Genomic DNA, 2,055 nt, shown 5'->3' on the forward strand with positions numbered 1-2,055 from the left:
CGCCTCCCCCACAACGCCCGGCCCCGCAGCCGGGGCAGCCGACCTCTCCCCCACAACGCCCGGCCCCACAACCGGAGCGACCAACCCCTCCGCCACAACGCCCGACCCCACAACCGGAGCGACCGGCGCCTGCGCCGCCGCCGCGGCGGCCGTCGACTGTGCCATGACGGCGGCCGACAGCCGGTCACGGCACACCCGGCACGCCACCAGATGGGCCTCCAAGGCCCACACCTCGTCGGCGGCGATGTCCGTGTCGCCGCGCGCGTAGCCGTCGATGCTCCGCATCGACGCGTGTTCCCCGCTCATGCCAGCGCCCTCCGCATCTCGGTCCGGGCCCTGCGGGCACGGGTCTTGACTGTGCCCTCGGGCAGTCCGAGCAGGACCGCGGTCTCCCGGACGGACAGGCCGTCGAGCACCATGGCCTGCAGTACCTGTCTGAGTTCCGGCGCGAGGCGCCGCAGCGCGTCGCCGACGTCACCGCCGACGGTCGCCGCGAGCACCTCCTCCTCGGCAGCGGGCGCCACGGGCTGCGAGGCGGCCGCCGGCGGCGGCTCCGCGTGGTGGGCCCTGCGCCGGAACGCGTCGACGAGGCGGCGCGCCGCGATCGTCCACAGCCAGCCGACGGCCGTTCCCCCGACCGCGGAGCCGGCGAACGCGCTCGCCGCGCGCCACACCGCCAGGTACGTCTCCTGCATGACCTCGGCGACGATCTGCTCGTCGGCGCAGCGGCGGCTCAGCCGCACCGCCATCCACGGCGCGGTGCGCCGGTACAGCTCCTCGAACGCGGCGCGGTCGCCCTTGGCCACCAGCCGGACGAGACGCTCCTCGTCCAGCTCGCCCGGTGCCTTCCTGAGTGATCTCACACCCGCAAGACGCCGGGCCCGCACGGCAGGTTTTCCCCCGGAGGTGATCCCCGTCACACAAGGGGCTCACAGGACTCGCGGGGCCGGAGCGCGTCGACAGCCGCCCGCACTCCACTCCAGCCTGCACTCAACTCGCTACATACGGCGATAAGTTCTTATTCACCATGAAGTGACTGACTCACAGGATCTCAACACATAACCGACCCATCTCGTTCACCTCTTTGACTGCATGTCCATGTCACTCTCCTGTCCGTTGGCCGCTCAATCAACCCGCGTAGAACGGACACCCCATATGCCCGCCACGCACACACGCCGCCGGAGATTCCTGGCGCTGACGGCCTCGGCCCTGCTCGCCGGACTCGCCCTGCCCACGGCAACCGCCTCTCCCGCCGCCGCGACGACGACCGCGTACGACGACACGTACTACGCGGACGCGATCGGCAAGACCGGCACGGCCCTCAAGGACTCCCTGCACACGATCATCAGCGACCAGACGAAGATCTCGTACTCGGCGGTCTGGAACGCGCTGAAGGTCACCGACCAGGACCCCAACAACAGCAGCAACGTGAAGCTGCTCTACTCCGGCATCTCCCGCAGCAAGTCGCTGAACGGCGGCAACACCGGAAACTGGAACCGCGAGCACGTGTGGGCGCAGTCCCACGGCGACTTCGGCACCTCGGCGGGACCCGGAACCGACCTGCACCACCTGCGCCCCGAGGACGTCCAGGCCAACTCCATCCGCGGCAACAAGGACTTCGACAACGGCGGCAGCAGCTTCACCAACAGCGGCGGCAGCCTCACGGACTCCAACTCCTTCGAGCCGCGCGACGCCGTCAAGGGTGACGTGGCCCGCATGATCCTCTACATGGCCGTCCGCTACGAGGGCGACGACAGCTGGCCCGACCTGGAGCCCAACGACGCCGTCACCAACGGCAGCGTGCCCTACATGGGCCGCCTCTCCGTCCTGAAGGCGTGGAACGACGAGGACCCGCCGGACTCCTTCGAGGAGCGCCGCAACGAGATCATCTACGACTCGTACCAGGGCAACCGCAACCCGTTCATCGACCACCCGGAGTGGGTCGAGTCGATCTGGTAGGACGCCCTCCCGGACTCCCGGAATTCGCTCGACTCCGACGACGCCCAGAGTGCACGCTCTGGGCGTCGTCCTGGGCGTTTCGGGTGGGAGGAGTGG

At 69.8% G+C, this 2,055-nt stretch carries 2 protein-coding genes and 1 pseudogene; 1 reads left to right on the forward strand and 2 read right to left on the reverse strand.

Annotated elements, in window-relative coordinates; genetic code table 11:
- Together FNH08_RS52860 and FNH08_RS49335 are read right to left on the reverse strand one after the other, a co-directional pair.
- Positions 1-306: pseudogene (locus tag FNH08_RS52860) on the reverse strand (hypothetical protein); the annotation flags it as partial.
- Complete coding sequence (locus tag FNH08_RS49335; protein WP_322726656.1) at positions 303-863, reverse strand: RNA polymerase sigma factor; 561 nt, start codon at positions 861-863, stop codon at positions 303-305. The gene FNH08_RS49335 and the pseudogene FNH08_RS52860, both read right to left, overlap by 4 nt.
- Before the next feature lie 292 nt (positions 864-1,155).
- Here FNH08_RS49335 and FNH08_RS49340 point away from each other — a divergent pair, with 292 nt between their 5' ends.
- On the forward strand, positions 1,156-1,959 hold the full coding sequence (locus FNH08_RS49340) for an endonuclease I family protein (RefSeq protein WP_152778493.1): 804 nt from the start codon (positions 1,156-1,158) through the stop codon (positions 1,957-1,959).
- Positions 1,960-2,055 lie beyond the last annotated feature (96 nt).

The sequence above is a fragment of the Streptomyces spongiae genome (assembly GCF_009377185.1).
In the GTDB taxonomy this organism is placed as follows: Bacteria; Actinomycetota; Actinomycetes; order Streptomycetales; family Streptomycetaceae; genus Streptomyces; species Streptomyces spongiae.